This is a genomic window from Allobaculum sp. (assembly GCF_047010065.1).
Lineage (GTDB): Bacteria > Bacillota_I > Bacilli_A > Erysipelotrichales > Erysipelotrichaceae > Allobaculum > Allobaculum fili.
Genome location: NZ_JBKXLD010000047.1, coordinates 1 through 17,033 on the forward strand (window position 1 = coordinate 1; position 17,033 = coordinate 17,033).

Genomic DNA, 17,033 nt, shown 5'->3' on the forward strand with positions numbered 1-17,033 from the left:
CTTCCATATAGGCCAGTGCGAACAGCGCTTCGCGGGCGGCGTAAGTCAGAGCCGGTCCGACTTTCAGGATGCCGACGCCGTCTTCAACGAGTTCTCTCAGTTTGTACTTGGTCTGGTAGTCAGTGGAATGGCCTTCGAATACGAGGTTGTCGAAGTCCTTGATGCTGGCCATGAGCTCTTTGGCTTTCGCACGGTCGTATTCGGTGCAGCCGGCATCTTTTTCTTCTACGCCAGGCTGTACAACGACACCGATAACATCGGCCCAGGTGTTATCGAGACCTTTGTCCTTGAACGCTTTTTCAAAAGTAGCGACGGTGTTTTTGAAGTCTTCGACTTTCGTTACCTGCATGCCGGAGTTGTCGCCGGTAGCGCCGCCAGGAATCGGTACTTCACTGCCGACAATGTAAACCGGACGAACCGCATCCGGGTTTTCCTTTTTCAGTTCCTGGTAGGCTTCTTCGCAAACCTGCGCGAGTTCGGCGCCGCGGCGTGCGATCGTTTCGTCGCTCAGACGAACGTTTGGATCGTCGTCAGCGACTTTCATGCTGGTATCAATGTGGATTTTGGTGAAGCCGGCTTTTACGTAGTCGTGAACGAGCTGACGCGCGTAAGCCATTGCTTCTTTTTCCGGCAGGTTCTGCACGGTCAGCGGGCCGAGATGGTCGCCGCCAAGATAGATCAGTTTCGGATCGGTTCCAATTTCAGCAGCTTTGGCAAGAACGAATTCCTTGAAATCCTTCGGTGTCATGCCGGAGTAGCCGCCGTTCTGGTCCACCTGGTTGGCGGTGGATTCGATCAGGCAGACCGCGTTGTCATCGCGGGCTTTCTCGAGAACCGCTTCGATAACGAAGGGGTTGGACGAGCAGGCAGAATAGATGCCGACCGACTGGCCGCTCTTCTGCTTTTTCACAATATTTTTTAAAGTGTTTTCAGCCATAAAAGACCTCCTTGGCTCTATTGTAGACGATTCAAAAGCGGATGAAATCACCAAAAAATGGCGTTTGGATTTTTTGTTGACAAGAAGCCACAACTTGAATAAAAAGTGCAAATTGAAGGTTTTCTTCGCTCGGTTTGAAGAGGGGAAGAAGGGTCTGTTTCGTGCCGAAAATAACCAGTTCTGTGTACATTTCAGCAAGTGATAAGAGCACGTTCAAAGTGAAAGGGCTTGCCGGAAATTCCCTCGGTCAACCGCCTGTCCTTAATTTGCGGAAAGATTACAATTCCTTTACCTAGATAGAAGATTTATAGGCGTTCTGTAGATTTTCCTGTCCGGATCCGCGGGAACGCGCGGCAAAACGTTCATGATGTTTGAACAGATTCGGTTCGAACGTTTTTCAAATTTTTGATACAGGGAGGTTTTTTATGGAGGTTCTAGCACCCTGGATTGCGGTTGGAATTTTTCTTGTCATGTTCCTTCTGGTAATCCTGGATAAGTGGCCTCACCATTACATCACCCTCGGATGCGGTCTCGCGACGCTCGTTCTTGTGTTCGCACTCTGCCTGCATTCCTGGGATGCCATCTGGCAGACGCTGAATCTCGGGGCGATTTTCACTCCGGAATTCTGGCATACCACAGGGGAAGGCGGCGGAACAGGCGGCATCAACTGGTCGACGATTATTTTTATCGCCGGCATGATGGTTATGGTCGAAGGCATGGCGGAAGCCGGTTTCTTTCAGTGGCTCTGCCTGCGGCTGGCAAAACTGGTTCACTACAAGGCCAGCAAGATCTTTGTGGTGTTCATGTTAATGTCGGCGTTCCTGTCGATGTTCATTGACTCGATTACGGTTATCCTCTTTCTGGCGGCCGTAACGGTTGAACTCGCCAAAGTACTGAAGTTCAATCCGGTACCGATGATTCTTGCCGAAGTGTTCTGCTCCAATCTGGGCGGATCGGCGACCATGTGCGGGGATCCCCCAAACATTATTATTGGTACGTCCTTAGGCCTGACGTTTGGCGACTTTCTGACGAATACCGGTCTGATCGCCGGGGTTTCGCTGATCGCGACGATTTTCTTCTTCTGGCTCTGCTTCCGTAAAGAATTCAAGGAAGCTGACAAGCAGACGATTGATCCGAAAACGCTGCCGCAGCCAAAGGAAGCCATCAAAAATCAGACGGCCTTTATTCTTTCGATCGGCATTTTCCTGATTGCCATCGTTCTGCTCGTTTCGCATTCCTCGACGGGTCTGACGGTCGCGTTTATCGGTACGTTCATCGCGCTGATTACGCTGATCGCCAACGCGAAACACGCCGGCAAGATTCTCAAAAAGGTCGACTACAAGACACTTCTGTTTTTCATCGGTCTGTTTGTGGTCGTCGGCGGTCTGGAACAGACGGGCGTACTCGAACGCATCGCGTACTTCATCAGCGATATCTCGGGTGGTAATATTATTTTAGTCATTGTCATTATTTTGTGGATTTCGGCATTTGCGAGTGCCTTCGTCGACAATATTCCGTTCTCGGCTACGATGATTCCAGTCATCACGACGCTGGCCAGCGCGCAGGGCATTCCAATCAACACCCTGGCCTGGGCACTGAGCATCGGTACGGATATCGGCGGCAGTGCCACGCCGATCGGCGCGAGCGCCAACGTTGTCGGAACCGCGGTGGCAATGAAAAACGGCTACCCGATCGGATGGAAGAAATACTGCAAGTATAATGTGCCAGCGACGATTATCGTCCTGACCATTTCTACAGTCGTCATTATCCTGCGGTACGTCGTTTTGGGAGGCTGATTATGACTACTGACCAGAAACAGACGGAGGGCCAGATTATCCTGGCCATTGACCGTGAGTTTGGAAGCGGCGGCCGTGAAATCGCCGATCTGCTTGGCCATTATTTTGGACTGCCGGTCTATGAAAAAAACATCCTGCAAAATCTTGGCATCCGGCATCAGAAAGACGTCGAAGACCTGTATTACCGGGATGAATCGCCGCGCTGGAAATTCGCAAGCCGCACGGTAAAAGGACTGACCAACTCCAATGAATACGCGCTGGCGGCCATGGAGTTTGACTTCCTGCGCAAAATCGCGTCGGAAGGAAAATCCTTCATTGTCCTCGGCCATTGCGCCGAAGAAGTTCTTGCGGAATATCCGTCGCTTGTCACGCTGTTCATTTCCGCGGATGAAGCGTTCAAGATTCCTCGCATCATGAAGGAACATCACGTGGACCGCGAAGAAGCGTACGCGAAAATGAAACGCCATAACCGCAAGCGCAAAACGTATCACAACAGCTATTGCGAACACAAATGGGGCGATGCCAGAAACTACGACATGACCATTCGCTCTGACAAGATGGGTCCGTTTGAAACCGCGAAATTTCTCGTGGATTATCTGGAAGCCCGTATTCCGGAAATCAAGAACCGCGAACGGGCCGAAGAACTGGTTCCGCTTCCCGAAAAGAAGTAGAACAGACACCCAGCTTTATGATCGAAAACCGCCATCCCGGATCGGGGTGGCGGTTTCTTTGGGCAGGCTCAATCTGGACGAATGGCCCAAATTGGGCCAGAAGAAACGTTCAGCCTGTATAATAGACAGGCATTTTAAACCCGAAACTGCCGGATCTGTATCCGGTAATTTTCCGTAGATGTTCAGACCCGTCTTAAAGATGCAGAAATCCGAATTCTAGCCGGAGGATGGGGAAGGAAAGGACACAGGCTTTATGACGACTTATCGTTTTGCAACGAATCTTGCAAAAAGCGAATACGATGCCTTCGTGCAGAGCTCGCCGCTATGCAATCTGCTTCAGAGCTATAACTGGGCCGCGGTGAAATCCAACTGGGATCATCTGCACTGCGGTCTGTATAAAAACGACACGCTTTGTGCTACCGCCCTGGTGCTGATCAAGGCGCTGCCGTTTGGCTTTACCATGATGTACATTCCGCGCGGACCGATTCTCGACTACGACGATCCCGAAGTGATTAAACAGTTTTTCGATGGTTTGAAAAAAATCGGACGCAGCCATAAAACGCTGTTTATCAAAATGGATCCGGGCATTGAAATCGGAAAGTATCCGTCTTCCGATACGTCCCGACCAAGAAACGGCAACGAAAAATACGTGCAGCCGCTCGAAAACGCCGGCGCGATTTTCCAGGGCTACTCCATGAAAATTGAAGAAGCCATTCAGGCGCGTTTTCACTCCATTCTCGACAAGCCCGAAGATGTGCTGGCGGCGATGCCGAAAAAGACCCGCAAGCTGATCAAGGAAGCCGAAAAGCGTCACCTGCAGATCGTCAGCGGTCGACATGAGCTTCTCGATGACTTTGCGGCGATGGTCGAAATGACGGAAGAGCGCAAGCACGTTTCGCTGCGCAATAAGGAGTACTTCAAAAAGCTTCTCGATAATTACGGCGATGACGCGATTATCATGTTAGCGGTTTGCGATCCGGCAAAAATCCGTCAGGAATGCCAGGCACGCTACGACGCGCTCGAAGAACAGATCGCGGCCCTTCCGGAAAACCAGAAGAAAAAGCGTTTTACCCTGGAAGAGCAGAAAGAATCCGCCGCGAAGGATATCCGGATCATTGAAGAACTGATCGAAACGGTCGGCGACGACAAGGCACGGCCGATCGCCGGCGTTCTGAGCGTGAAATACGGAAAGAGCGCGGAAATGTTATATGCGGGCATGGATGAGCGCTTCCGCCGCTTCATGCCGCAGTACAAAACGTACGTGGAAAACTTCCAGTGGGCGTTCGATAAAGGCTGTACCGAATTTTCGATGGGCGGCGTAGAAGGCTCCCTGGATGATGGACTGACCCATTTCAAGGACAACTTCGCTCCGAAAATTCACGAATACATCGGCGAGTTCGATCTGCCGGTCAACCGCCTGCTGTATAAGCCCAGCAAAATTGCCTACGAGAAAAAGCGGCACTCGCTCAAGGAGGCGTAATGAAACCCTTCAAGACATTTATCACCCTGCTGGCCGGAACCCTGCTTTTAGCCGGATGCACGTCTGCCCCTAATGCGATCGCTTCATCGAGTTCTTCTTCGACGACATCGTCTTCGGCTCTATCCGCCTGTGAAGGGGAAGGCTTCGGCTGCCCAGTGGACACAAAAGAAGAGCAGAGCGATGCCAAAGCGGAAGCGTATAAGAAAGACGTGGCGGATTTTACGCCGATTTCCTTTGAAGATGCCATCGCGTTTTTTGAAGAGGGAAAATCCGGCGTTCTCTACTTCGGTTTTCCCGCCTGTCCCTGGTGCGATGAGCTCGTACCGATTCTGAAAGAAGAAGCCGAAAAGAACGATATCGAAGTGCTCTACGTACAGACGCGCGACGATCAGAAAGAGCGGCTGTACACCGATGAACAGCGCGATCGGATTGAACCGTATCTTCCCGACTACATTCGAAACAACCTCAAAGGCGAACCGACGCTTTACGTGCCGTTAGTCGTATCGGTCGTCGATGGCAAAGTCGCAGACGGCCATCAGGGAACGACGGAAGATCACGATGCCAAGGAGCGGGAAATGACCGACGAGGAAAAGGCGGAGCTGAAAGACGCCCTGCAAAAACTGATCGAAAGTCATAACGCGTCCCAATCGTAAAACCGAACGCAGCACCTGAACCCGCATAAAATCGCAGAAATGGAAACTTAGCTTGGCAGAAATCCGTTTTACAGAAATAGATCTGCCGCATTTCTTCGCCAGATCCCAATTGAAAATAAAGGCGGTCCTCTGGATCCGGATCATTCCGAAAGGAAATCATCCAGACGAGGACCGCTTTTTTTGTGTGAAGGGGAAAGAGAAGCTATAAAAAAACTCGCGATTTCTCGCGAGTGCGTATTCAAGTGGAGCAGATGAGGGGAATCGAACCCCCGTATCGACCATGGCAAGGTCGTGTTCTACCATTGAACTACATCTGCATAAATGGCGGTCCAAACGGGACTCGAACCCGCAACCCCCTCCGTGACAGGGAGGTACGCTAACCAATTGCGCCATTGGACCTGAAATAAATAAAAGAAATGGAGCAGATGAGGGGAATCGAACCCCCGTATCGACCATGGCAAGGTCGTGTTCTACCATTGAACTACATCTGCATAAATGGCGGTCCAAACGGGACTCGAACCCGCAACCCCCTCCGTGACAGGGAGGTACGCTAACCAATTGCGCCATTGGACCAAAAGATGGCGGAGAAGGAGAGATTTGAACTCTCGCGCCAGTTTCCCGACCTACACCCTTAGCAGGGGCGCCTCTTCAACCACTTGAGTACTTCTCCAAGGATGTTTTATTTATTTGCTTCGTGCGATTGCTTGACTATATTAGCATGGTCCCCGGAAAGGAGCAACCCTGTAATCTCAAAAAAATGAATTTTTTTGATTCCGTCCAGCAACGCCGCGAGAAGCGCCTGAAGAAGAAGCGGTTTACGAGAACCGGCAAAACCTTCGTCGGACCGGAAAATCCGGCCGCATGAATGAGGATACACCATCTTTGGCCAAAAGGGAAAAAGAAACCCCAGACCCGATCCAGACCCGAGAGGAAGAGCAGAGCGGAAGACAAGAGCGGGATAAGCCGGACAAGGGATAAGCGGAACGAAGGGAAATAGACCCGCCTGCTGCTTTTCAACGGATCCGCTCCGGTTCGTACCGAAGCCGGTTCTGTCCGTATAAAAGGATATGAAAATGAAAGAACGAACACAGATGGACCGGCCCCGGGAAAAAGCGATGCTGCAGGGAATTGAGCGTCTGGAAAATCAGGATCTGCTTTGTCTGGTCCTCGGATCCGGGACGAAAACGCACGCGGTGGAATCTCTGGCGCAGTCCATTTTGCAGAAGACAGACAATCTGCGCCGTCTCTATTCCATTGCGCCCGAAGAACTGATGGAAATTGAAGGGATCGGTCAGGCCAAGGCGCTCCAGATCTGCGCGGCCAGAGAACTGTACGCCCGCTCCCTGCAGGCACGGACGATGAGCGTTTCCATTCGAAGCCTGGACGATATTGAAACGTGGCTGCAGGCGGAATACGGAACCAAAAGTCAGGAACACTTCGCGGTGCTCTATCTCGATGTCAAACGGCGGATCATCCGGCACAAGGATCTGTTTGTGGGCACGCTCGATCAGTCGCTGATCCACCCGCGGGAAATTTTTCGGGACGCGCTCATGACGTCCGCGAGTTCCATCGTCCTCGTCCACAATCATCCGTCCGGCGATCCGATTCCTTCGCTGGCGGATCTGGAAAGTACACAGATGCTTCTCGAAGCCGCAAGACTTCACAAAATCAGTCTGCTCGATCACGTCATCGCCACGCGAAACGGCTGTTTCAGCTTTCGATCGCACGGTCTGCTCGACGAGCCGGAAAGTGAGTACACAGATCTGGCTTAGCCGCCGTACGCTTTCAAAATCCGGTATAATGAGACAAATCCGGAGGGCGAACGTATGCGACGATTTACCAAACTGCAGAGAATTCTCATTCTTTTTATTTCTGTTTTCTTTCTGTTCGGATGCCTGATGCTTTCCGTACGTCAGAATTCCATTTCCAATATCGGCTACAGCGCGTGGACGTATTTGCGCTATGGCCTGTTTGATAAGCCGCTGACTTCCGCGGCGAACGCGGTCAGCGATTTTTCCAATCTCTGGCATGTGTACCAGGACAATACGTATCTTAATGACGAACTGGCCAACCAGCGCTCCTACCAGACGCTGTATGCCCAGGAACGCAACCGCAATCTGGAACTGCAGGGCCTGCTGGAGCTGAAAAACGCGATGCCAGACGCGAAGCAGATCAGCTGCGAAGTGATCAGCCGTCCCGTTCAGGCCTGGAATCAGAGCGTGACCGTTTCCGCCGGCAGCGCAAGCGGCGTCGAAAAGGGCATGCTCGTTGTATCGAGCCAGGGCGTCGTCGGCCTGGTCGAAAGCGTACAGGATACGACATCGGTTGTGGCCCTGCTGACCGGAAACGAACTGCCCAACGACATTACGGTGCAGATTTCGATGGACGACGGAACGACGGTCGAAGGCGTTCTGCGCGGCTATGACGCCAGCCAGAACCGCTACGAAGTGCTTCTCTTTGGTCACGAAGCCATCGTTCTGCCCGGACAGAAAGTGGCTACCTCCCAGAAAGGCGGCCAATACGCGGCGGGTCTGATGATCGGGACCGTTACGTCTTCGGTCGTGAATGACGACGCGATCGTTTCCACGATTTATGTCGAACCGGTCGACAACATGAACGGCTTCACCTACGTCAGCATCTTTACGGAAGGAACGCCGGAACAATGAAGAAGCCCTACGCAATTGTCGGCGGCTTCTTTATTCTGGGGATGCTCGATTCCATGCTCGCCTATACGCTGCCCCTCGACTTTACCTTTCAGTCGCTCTCCGTCATCTGGCATTTCTATCTGATCGGCGTGATGGTGTACACCCATGACAAGCCGTGGCTGACCCGTATTCTGGTCGGGATGTTAGCAGGACTTTGTTACGACGGACTCGTTACCGGTACGTTTCCGGCCTGCACGTTTTCCTTTCCGATCATGGCCTGGCTTGGCGGTCTTTTTCCGGTCTGGCTCAAATCGAGCGAACGAAGAACAGTCTGGCTCATTTTCCTGCTGTTTATGGGGGATCTGTTTACGTATTTCCTGATGGAAAGCACCGGACGTCTTTCAGTGTCCCTGCTTTCCTGGTTTTACCATTTCGAACTGCTGACGCTGATTTTTTCGTCTCTGTCCGTCATTCTGGTGTTTTACATCGATCTGGTTATCGTACGCTGGGCCCTGTTTCAGTCCCGCTTTGTCCCCCGCAACAAAGTGCCTTCGCTGGCCTCGAAAGTCAGAACGCCAAACCGCAACCATCCCAGAAAGCTGTAATTAGGAAAAAGCTGTAATTAGGAAAAAGCTGTAATTAGAAAAATGCAAAAGCCATCGGGCTAAGGAAATTTCTCCTTTTGCCGGATGGCTTTTCTGTTTGTTTTTTCAGGGGGGCGGTTTGCTTTTTCAGGGGAGAGACTGGAAAAGAGATCGGAAAAGAGATCGGATAATGGTCCGATCTTTGGAAACGGAGAAAACCTGAGGAAAGGTATCCTGTTCGGATACGTTCTGTACGGACAGGATGAGAACAAGGTCATGGGCGGATCATGATAAAATCGAATATGAGGTGTTTCTATGAAAAAACTGCTTCTGGTGGACGGAAATTCCGTTCTCTTTCGTACCTACTATTCCACAATTAATTCGAATCCGATGAGCACGTCGGGCGGCGTGCCGACCAATGCGGTCTTCGGATTCATTTCGCTTTTTCACAAAGCGATTTCGCTCGTTCAGCCGGACGCCGTTCTGGTCGCCTGGGACGCGGGCAAGCCGACGTTCCGGCATGAAAAGATGCCGGACTACAAAGGCACCCGTAAAGAGCTTGATGAAGAACTGAAAGTGCAGATGCCGATCGTGCGCGAATATCTCGATGCCGCCGGCATTCCCCGCTATGAAGAAGAAGGCTATGAAGCCGACGACATCATCGGCAGTGCCGCCAAAGGCAACGCCGGCATGGATACCGTCATTCTGACAAGCGATAAGGACCTTCTGCAGCTCGTCGACGATTCCACGACGGTATACATGATGAAAAAGGGACTCAATGACTTTGACGTTTACGACAAGGCCAAAGTCTGGGAGCGCTATGGACTCGCACCGAAACAGATCATCGATCTGAAAGGGCTCATGGGCGACCCGTCCGATAACATTCCCGGCGTGTTCCACATCGGCGAAAAGACCGCGCTGACCCTGCTCCATAAGTATGCCAGCGTAGAAGGCGTGTATGACCATCTCGATGAGATTAAAGGCAAGCGTCACGAATATCTGGAAGAAGGCCGCGATTCGGCGTTTCTTTCCAAGGAAATGGCAACCATCTTTACGGAGATGAAACTGCCGTTTGATCTGGCGTCGCTCGCCTGGAACGGCGATGCCGACAGCGCGGAAGATTTCTATCAGAAATACGAAATGCAGTCGCTGCTCTCGCGCATGAAAGCTGCTTCGGGCGTCCAGAAAAAACTCGAAATTATTACCGACGAACAGTTTGCCGGGCAGGAAAATGCATCGCTCTATTTGATGCCGGTCGCCGATTTTGCCCCGTTTAAGACACAGACGCTTTTTGGCTTCGTCTATCTCGTGGACAATACCATTCATTACCTTCCTTTGGAAAATGCAAAAGAAGACGCCGCGTTCCGCTCGCTGCTCGAACACGATTCCACCCTCATTACGTGGGACGTCAAGGAATTCTGGCATCTGCTCGACCGGTATGGTTTCTCGCTTCCTGACTTTGCGCAGGATGTGCATCTGGCGTCGTTCCTGCTGCACTCGCAGGCGATCAATACCGAAAGCCTCATTCAGGCAAGCGGCATCATTCTGCCTATGCCTCTGAAAGATCTGGAAAAGAAAACCAAAGGCGGCTTTACCGCCGAACGGGCGGTGCCCGTCTTTGGCGCGTGGCTGCTTGGCATGAAGCAGCAGCACGACGGCATTTTCAGGGAACTTGAAGAAGAAAACCAGATGAAGCTGTATCAGGACATCGAGTTTCCGCTGGCACGCGTTCTGTTTGAAATGGAATGCCGCGGCATTGACTGCGACGCTTCGATTCTGGCGCAGATCGGCGAAGAATACGAAAAGCGCATGAACGAAATCGCTGCGCGCATTTATAAATACGCCGGCCATGAATTCAAGATCACATCGCCCAAGCAGCTCGGTACCGTTCTCTTTGATGAGCTGAAATTAAAAGGCGGCGGAACCAAGCGGTCCACCGCAGCTGAAGTTCTTGAAAAAATGCGTCCGCTCCATCCGATCGTGGATGAAGTGCTCGAATACCGCAAATACGCCAAAATCGTCAGCACGTACGTGGACGGTCTGACCAAAAACATTATCGACGGCAAGATCTTTACGACGTTCAACCAGACAATGACGCAGACCGGCCGTCTGTCTTCCTCCAGCCCGAACCTGCAGAACATTTCCATTCGCAATGAGGAAGGCAAGGAAATCCGCAAGGCGTTCGTAGCGCCATCTGGCCACTGGCTCATTTCCGCAGACTATTCGCAGGTTGAACTGCGGATGCTGGCGCATATGGCCAACGAAGAATACATGATTCAGGCGTTTGAAGAAGGCATCGATATTCATAAGCGGACCGCTTCCGTCATTTTCGATGAAAAGCCGGAAGACGTTACGGAAGACCAGCGCCGCATCGCCAAGACCGTTAACTTCGCCATCATTTACGGCCAGACGGAATTCGGCCTTTCGCAGGAGCTGAAAATTTCGCGTCTTCAGGCGAAAAACTTCATTAAGGCCTACTTTGCCAACTACCCGAATATCCACCGGTTCATGGACGGCCTGATTGCGTTTTGCGAAGAGCACGGCTATGTGGAAACGCTCCTGCATCGCCGCCGCGAAATTCCGGAAATTCTCGATAAGAACTTCATGACCCGTGAATTTGGAAAGCGCGCCGCCATGAACGCGCCGATTCAGGGATCGGCTGCCGATCTGATCAAGATCGCCATGCTGCACATGAATGAAGAAATCCAGAAACGAAATCTGAAGTCGCAGATGCTTCTTCAGATTCATGACGAACTCATTTTCCTCGTTCCTGATGAGGAAAAAGAGCTGATGGAACATCTGATTCCGGAAGTCATGGATCACGCGATGGAACTGCGCGTTCCGCTCGAAGCGAGCGTCAGCACCGGCCGCAGCTGGTACGAGGCCAAATAATGCCGGAAGCACCAGAAGTGCAGAACGTTCTGCAGTACCTCGAAGAAGAATTAAAAGGCAGCCAGATCGAGCGCGTCAAAGTCACGCATCCGAAACTGGCCGCCAATCTGCCGGTCGAACAGTTTGAAAGCCGGCTGGCCGGTCAGCGCTTTCGCGGCTTTCACAGGCTGGGCAAGTATCTCGTCTTTGAACTCGACAATCTGGATCTGGTCAGCCATCTGCGCATGGAAGGCAAGTTTCAGATTTATCCGTCGCCAAAAGACGTCGATGACCTCGACGAAAAGGAGGCTAAGCACATTCACGCGCAGTTCCTTTTGCAGGACGGGCGGGTGCTGTGCTATCGGGATACCCGCAAGTTTGGCCGTATGTACGTGTATGACCGGCCGGAAAACTGGAAGGATCTGCCGGTTTTAGTCGGGGTGGGCAAAGACGCGCTCGATCCCGATCTGAATGCCGAAGAGCTGCTGGAAATGACCCGCAAACGGAAAGCGCCCATCAAATCCGTTTTGCTGGATCAGTCCGTCATCGCGGGCATCGGCAACATTTACGCGGATGAAATCCTGTTTGAAAGCCGGATTTCGCCGTTCAGCGTCACAAGTCACCTGTCCAAAAAAGACTGGCAGGCGATTATCGATGCGACACACCGCATTTTAAGCTCGTCCATTGTAGCGGGCGGAACGACCATTCGAAGCTTTTCCTACGGGAAAAATCATGCAGGAAGCTATCAGGATCATCTGATGGTTCACGGAAAGGAAGGTGACTGCGCCCTTTGCGATACGCCGATCGTGCATACGCGCGTCGGCCAGCGCAGCACCTGGTACTGTCCATCATGTCAGAAAGAAAAGTAATCGGAATTACCGGAACGATGGGATCCGGAAAAAGCATGGCTAAGGAAATTCTCTCTGCCTGGATTCCTGTAACTGACTGCGATCAGATCAACGCCAGACTGCTTGAGAAAGATCAGGCGGGCTATGCCGCCCTGAACGATGCAGGGCTTCTTTGCACGGATGAAGAGGGAAATGTCGATCGCAAGGCAATGGCCGATCAGATGTTTGACCATCCCGGGCAGCGAAAGAAAATGGAAGCCATTTTGCATCCGCTCATTATCGAAGAGCTGAAACAGTGGATTGATGCACAGACTTCGCTTTGCGCAGCGGAAGTGCCTCTGCTTTTCGAATGTTCCCTGCAAAATCTGTTCGACGAAGTCTGGACGATTACGTGCAGCGACCAGACGGCTCTCGATCGTCTGGGGAAATACCGCCATATTCCGGCTGAAGAAGCCCGGCGCCGTCTGGCTCTTCAGTTTCCAGCCGAAAAGAAAATGGCGCAGAGTACGCATGTGCTTCCAAACGACGGAACAAAGGAAGAACTTGCCGCGCAAATTGAGGCGCTGCTGCCGGACAGCGTTCGCCTGGCTTGCAGCTTTACGCAGGATCAGCCAGCTTCGGCGCCGAATTTGGCAAAGCCGGCGAATCCGGGGAAAACGAATGCGAAAGCGGGCGAGATAAAATGAGCCGCAGCATTGAAATTTCCATCCCCTATACGCTTTCGCAGCACTGGCTCGCGGATCTGCAGCTGCTCTATCGCCCGATTCTCGGCGCGCAGGCGTCGCTGGTCTATGAGTTTCTGATCATTGCCGGCCAGCTGTCTTCCACGCTCGATCTGGACGATCTGGAAGCGTTAAGCGGATGCAGTTCGTCGATGCTGGAAAGCAGTCTGAAAAAGCTGGAAGAAAGTGCGCTCGTTCGTCAGTATGTCGAAAACGATGCGCTTTGCGGTCTGCTCGTGGAAGCGCCGAAGGATCAGGCCGCGTTTCTGGAAGATCCGTATTTCAGCCGCGTGCTTTTTGAACAGGCGGGAAAGGAAGCCATTGAACGGCTCGAGCGCCTGCGTCCGCCAAGACAGGTCAAAGGCACGTTCAAGCCGCTCGAAGGCAACGTTTCCGTACAAAATCTGGAAACGAGCTGGAATCAGAAAAAGGAAGAAGAACTGAAATCGGCAGTCAGCGACTACCACGACATCAATGCTTATCCTTTTGACTGGGGCGTCTTTTTCCAGGGTATGCAAAACGTCTTTCCCCAGCGCCTGCGCAGCCGGGAAAATATGGCCCGGATCGCGCATCTGGCGACTTTGTACGGAATGGGCGAACTCGATATCCGCCCTTTTATCAGCCGGCATCTCAAGGATCGGAAAACGTGGATCGATTTTGATGCGGTGATCGAAGAACTCAATAAGAGCCGCAAGATTATGGAAACGGATCCGGATGACTTTATGCAGTCGCCGGTATCCTTCCTGAAAGCCAGACAGCCCGAAAACGTGGATATTCTGCCTTCGGAAAAGAAGCTGCTCACTTCGCTGGCCGAAGACAAGCACATGCCGTTTGAAGTGATCAACACGCTCACCGAATACTGCATGAACCAGAAATCCGGCGCGTTTTCGACTGGCTACGTGCGCACCATGGCCAATAACCTGCTGCGTGCGAAAATCAATACGCGAAAAGACGCTTTAGCGTATCTCGAAAACTTTGACAGCCGAACCAGTTTGGCCAAAGGCAAAGGCCGTCGGGGCGCCCCGAAGAAAGCTCTGCCGGACTGGTACGATACGATTCCAACCGAAAAGAGCACGGCGGAAAGCGTACAGGCCGCCAAGGATCTGCGCCGCCAGCTGCTCGAAGGAGGAAGCCATGAAGAAAATGAAACTTGAAGTGGAGCTGAACGAAAAGCAGAAGGCCGCCCGGGCTGAACGCATCCGTTTGCTTTTACAAAATGGCGATGTTCAGAATTTTCTGAGCCGCTATCATCTCGACCCCTCCATTCTCGAAACGCAGTCGAGCCGTCTGGACCGCTACGCGCGCAATACGCAGATTTGCCGCTCCTGCAAGGGCCTGCAGTTTTGCCGCATGAAAGTGCCTGGACAGTCGGCGCTGATGGAAGTGGATGATCAGGGGATGCTTGTGGAATACTACGGTCCCTGCCGCTATCAGAACCAGAAGACGGCAAAACTGGCGCATCGTTCGAACTTTACGGTTTCGCACCTGCAGGATGACGACTATCTGGTCACGCTGGAAAAACTGGAAGAGACGATGGACCGGGAGCCGCAGCACTATATCAACGCGTACACGTCGGCGCTGCGTTCCTTTAACGCCCCCACGGGCTGCCTGTTTTTCGGGCAGCCGGGAACGGGCAAGAGCACGATGATGATGGCGCTGGCCAATCAGTATGCGCAGAACGGAAAGAAAGTCGTGTTTGTGCGCGTGCCGCTGCTCATGAGCGAACTCAAGGACAACCTCAGCGACGAAGAGTGGCGGCGGACGATCCTTGGCCGCATGCGCTTTGCGGACGTTCTGTTTCTCGATGATTTTGGCAGTGAATCCGTGACCCAGTGGACCCGGGACGAAATTCTCTTCCCGGTGCTCGATGAGCGCATGAACGCGAAGCGAAAAACGTACTTCGCCAGCAACATTTCCCCGCAGGAACTCGAAGAGCGCTACGCCGTTTCCAACGCCGGCGAGTATACCCTCGTTGCGGCCAAACGCCTGATGGAACGCGTCAATACGCTGGCCAGACCCGTCCAGCTGATGGGCAGTTCGCGCCGTCCGACCGGCGGTACGCTATAAGCGTTCTGCAACGCTGCTGAACAGAAGAAAAGCCAGGTGTCGCAATACGGAATGTGCTTTCTCTGCCCATACTTTTAAGGACAAATCAAGCCAGGTGATCCGTACAGATCGCCTGGCTTCTGTACAGATGGAAAAGAATTGGACGATATGAGTTTTCGGCCATTTTCGTCCTTCTGCCCGATTCGCCAAAAGGGAATTGTCTTTAATTATATTTTGGAGTGCGGTAAACTAAAGACGTTAATCACAAGGAGGATTTGAGTTATGTTAGTTTCTGCTACTGAAATGATCAACAAAGCTCATGAAGGCCATTACGCTATTGGTGCCTTCAACATCAACAATATGGAATGGATCAAAGCCATTCTGCTTGGCTGTGAAGCAAAACAGTCTCCTGTCATCCTCGGCGTTTCCGAAGGTGCTGCTAAATACATGTGCGGATACAAAAATGCTGTAGACATGGTTAAAAACATCATGGAATTCTACAACATCACTGTACCTGTAGCTATTCATCTCGACCACGGATCCTACGAAGGCGCTAAAAAAGCCATCGAAGCTGGATTCACTTCTGTAATGTTCGACGGAAGCCACTATCCAATCGAAGAGAACATCGAAAAATCCAAGGAACTCATCGAACTGGCTCACTCCAAAGGAATCTCCATTGAGTGCGAAGTCGGCGGTATCGGCGGCGAAGAAGACGGCGTTATCTCTTCCGGCGAAGTAGCTGATCCTGCAGAATGCAAAGCGGTAGCTGATCTGGGTGTAGATTTCCTGGCTGCCGGCATCGGTAACATCCACGGTAAATATCCTGCAAACTGGGCTGGCCTGAACTTCGACGTTCTGGCTGAAATCCAGAAAGTAACTGAGGGCAAACCTCTCGTACTCCACGGCGGAAGCGGAATCCCACAGAAAATGGTTAAAGAAGCCATCGTCCTCGGCGTTTCCAAAGTAAACATCAACACTGAATGCCAGCTCGTATTTGCGGACGCTACACGTAAATACATCGAAGAAGGCAAAGACCTCACCAACAAAGGATGGGATCCGAGAAAACTGCTCAAACCAGGTGCTGAAGCAATCCAGAAACTGGTTGAAGACTACGTAACTGACTTCCTTGGTTCCGCATACAAAGCGTAAATCAACACTCTAAGGCCTTCGGGCCGCACAATCCCAGAACAAAACGGTGCTCTTCCTCACGGACGGGCACCGTTTTTCGCAGTCATCTTTTTCTGATGGTCCTGATCCGCTATGAATTCCTGGAGACCATCCTGCCATCAGGCGATGGAATCCAGACTGGTTCGATGGCCTGCGACGAATTTCGATACGATTTGCGAGCGGTTCGTTTCGACTTCTGCACGACTCAATTCGGGATAAATACAGGTCAATGCGGATCTCATTCGTGTCGTTGCGGGTCAGATACAGCTCAATGCGGATCATATTCGAGTCAATACGGTTCATTTCAGATCCTGCCTGGGCCGTCGATGCTGCTCTCCTTCGACCAACGGGCCCTTTCCAGTGGGGAAAGGGGGAAAAATAACCCCCTCTAAGCGCCTCTGGATTATGCCCGAAGGGCCTCGCGGATTTGCCAATTATCACTTTTGTACAAGTTTTGAAACCGCGAAATGAGCCGTCCAACAAGAAAGGCCAAATCATCTCAAATGGATGATTTGGCCTTTCTTTAAAACGTCTAACCGAATGGCACTGGGAGAAAATGGGTATGTCAAAAATTTTGTGTAAATTCGTTTTTTGGTAGTTGAAACATTTGGCC

Annotated in this window: 14 protein-coding genes and 5 tRNA genes; 13 read left to right on the forward strand and 6 right to left on the reverse strand. The window is 51.9% G+C overall.

Features of this window, described 5'->3' with window-relative positions; genetic code table 11:
- Positions 1-937: class II D-tagatose-bisphosphate aldolase non-catalytic subunit (locus ACLUYS_RS05570; RefSeq protein WP_412659347.1), on the reverse strand; the 937-nt coding region annotated here is incomplete at its 3' end.
- A 425-nt stretch (positions 938-1,362) separates the two neighbouring features.
- Here ACLUYS_RS05570 and ACLUYS_RS05575 point away from each other — a divergent pair.
- The 4 genes from ACLUYS_RS05575 to ACLUYS_RS05590 all read left to right on the forward strand — a co-directional run bounded on the left by ACLUYS_RS05575 (position 1,363) and on the right by ACLUYS_RS05590 (position 5,537).
- Positions 1,363-2,733, forward strand: a complete 1,371-nt coding sequence (locus tag ACLUYS_RS05575; protein ID WP_288339301.1) for an SLC13 family permease — start codon at positions 1,363-1,365, stop codon at positions 2,731-2,733.
- A 2-nt stretch (positions 2,734-2,735) separates the two neighbouring features.
- Positions 2,736-3,404 (forward strand): AAA family ATPase, encoded by a 669-nt coding sequence (locus ACLUYS_RS05580; protein ID WP_230267244.1) that lies wholly within the window; start codon positions 2,736-2,738, stop codon positions 3,402-3,404.
- A 253-nt stretch (positions 3,405-3,657) separates the two neighbouring features.
- Positions 3,658-4,884 carry a peptidoglycan bridge formation glycyltransferase FemA/FemB family protein gene (locus ACLUYS_RS05585; protein WP_412659348.1) on the forward strand — a complete coding sequence of 409 codons (1,227 nt, stop codon included), beginning with the start codon at positions 3,658-3,660 and terminating at the stop codon, positions 4,882-4,884.
- The gene (locus ACLUYS_RS05590) at positions 4,884-5,537 is read left to right on the forward strand and encodes a hypothetical protein (RefSeq protein ID WP_288339305.1); all 654 of its coding nucleotides are present in this window, start codon (positions 4,884-4,886) and stop codon (positions 5,535-5,537) included. The genes ACLUYS_RS05585 and ACLUYS_RS05590 overlap by 1 nt, the downstream gene beginning before the upstream one ends.
- Before the next feature lie 243 nt (positions 5,538-5,780).
- On the opposite strand, the gene ACLUYS_RS05595 is transcribed toward ACLUYS_RS05590, so the two are convergent.
- From ACLUYS_RS05595 to ACLUYS_RS05615, 5 genes are all read right to left on the reverse strand, one after another.
- Positions 5,781-5,854 (reverse strand) — tRNA-Gly (locus tag ACLUYS_RS05595).
- A 5-nt stretch (positions 5,855-5,859) separates the two neighbouring features.
- Positions 5,860-5,936: transfer RNA gene (locus tag ACLUYS_RS05600), tRNA-Asp, on the reverse strand.
- A gap of 18 nt (positions 5,937-5,954) precedes the next feature.
- Positions 5,955-6,028, reverse strand: a tRNA-Gly gene (locus ACLUYS_RS05605).
- Between the two features lie 5 nt (positions 6,029-6,033).
- Positions 6,034-6,110, reverse strand: a tRNA-Asp gene (locus tag ACLUYS_RS05610).
- A gap of 6 nt (positions 6,111-6,116) precedes the next feature.
- A tRNA-Ser gene (locus tag ACLUYS_RS05615) sits at positions 6,117-6,207 on the reverse strand.
- A gap of 403 nt (positions 6,208-6,610) precedes the next feature.
- On the opposite strand from ACLUYS_RS05615, the gene radC reads away from it, so the two are divergent.
- The 9 genes from radC to fba all read left to right on the forward strand — a co-directional run bounded on the left by radC (position 6,611) and on the right by fba (position 16,402).
- Complete coding sequence (radC, locus tag ACLUYS_RS05620; protein WP_230267241.1) at positions 6,611-7,309, forward strand: RadC family protein; 699 nt, start codon at positions 6,611-6,613, stop codon at positions 7,307-7,309.
- A gap of 54 nt (positions 7,310-7,363) precedes the next feature.
- Positions 7,364-8,203, forward strand: a complete 840-nt coding sequence (gene mreC / locus ACLUYS_RS05625; protein ID WP_412659349.1) for a rod shape-determining protein MreC — start codon at positions 7,364-7,366, stop codon at positions 8,201-8,203.
- The gene (locus ACLUYS_RS05630; protein WP_230267239.1) at positions 8,200-8,787 is read left to right on the forward strand and encodes a hypothetical protein; all 588 of its coding nucleotides are present in this window, start codon (positions 8,200-8,202) and stop codon (positions 8,785-8,787) included. The genes mreC and ACLUYS_RS05630 overlap by 4 nt, the downstream gene beginning before the upstream one ends.
- A gap of 294 nt (positions 8,788-9,081) precedes the next feature.
- On the forward strand, positions 9,082-11,658 hold the full coding sequence (polA, locus tag ACLUYS_RS05635; protein WP_412659350.1) for a DNA polymerase I: 2,577 nt from the start codon (positions 9,082-9,084) through the stop codon (positions 11,656-11,658).
- Positions 11,658-12,506 (forward strand): DNA-formamidopyrimidine glycosylase, encoded by an 849-nt coding sequence (gene mutM / locus ACLUYS_RS05640; RefSeq protein ID WP_412659351.1) that lies wholly within the window; start codon positions 11,658-11,660, stop codon positions 12,504-12,506. Before polA ends, mutM begins: the two co-directional genes overlap by 1 nt.
- Positions 12,488-13,171 (forward strand): dephospho-CoA kinase, encoded by a 684-nt coding sequence (coaE, locus tag ACLUYS_RS05645; protein WP_288875592.1) that lies wholly within the window; start codon positions 12,488-12,490, stop codon positions 13,169-13,171. The genes mutM and coaE overlap by 19 nt, the downstream gene beginning before the upstream one ends.
- Complete coding sequence (locus ACLUYS_RS05650; protein ID WP_412659352.1) at positions 13,168-14,361, forward strand: DnaD domain protein; 1,194 nt, start codon at positions 13,168-13,170, stop codon at positions 14,359-14,361. Before coaE ends, ACLUYS_RS05650 begins: the two co-directional genes overlap by 4 nt.
- Positions 14,342-15,274 (forward strand): ATP-binding protein, encoded by a 933-nt coding sequence (locus tag ACLUYS_RS05655; RefSeq protein ID WP_288875589.1) that lies wholly within the window; start codon positions 14,342-14,344, stop codon positions 15,272-15,274. The genes ACLUYS_RS05650 and ACLUYS_RS05655 overlap by 20 nt, the downstream gene beginning before the upstream one ends.
- 261 nt (positions 15,275-15,535) lie before the next feature.
- Positions 15,536-16,402, forward strand: coding sequence for a class II fructose-1,6-bisphosphate aldolase (gene fba, locus ACLUYS_RS05660; protein ID WP_412659353.1), 867 nt, complete (start codon positions 15,536-15,538; stop codon positions 16,400-16,402).
- Positions 16,403-17,033 lie beyond the last annotated feature (631 nt).